The sequence below is a fragment of the Brucella tritici genome, from assembly GCF_008932295.1.
Classification (GTDB): Bacteria; Pseudomonadota; Alphaproteobacteria; order Rhizobiales; family Rhizobiaceae; genus Brucella; species Brucella tritici.
In genome coordinates this window covers 1-220 of sequence record NZ_WBWA01000144.1, presented here as the reverse complement: position 1 = coordinate 220, position 220 = coordinate 1, and the positions used below count along the sequence as shown (strand labels likewise).

Below are 220 nucleotides of genomic sequence, written 5' to 3'. Positions count from 1 at the left end.
TTCCAACCATGTATGGGCAATGGATTTCGTCCATGATCAGTTGGCGACTGGACGGAAGATCCGCATCCTGACGGTGGTTGACACATTCTCACGCTTCTCGCCAGCAGTCGATGCCCGCTTCAGTTATCGCGGTGAGGATGTGGTGCAGACCCTGGAACGGATATGCCGTCAGGTCGGTTATCCTGCGGTTATTCGTGTGGATAACGGCAGCGAATTTATC

General features: G+C 53.6%; 1 protein-coding gene. It reads left to right on the top strand.

The features are described 5' to 3' along the window. The coding region (locus tag F9K91_RS25820) for a DDE-type integrase/transposase/recombinase (RefSeq protein ID WP_151679087.1) at nt 1-220 on the top strand (220 nt) is incomplete at both ends.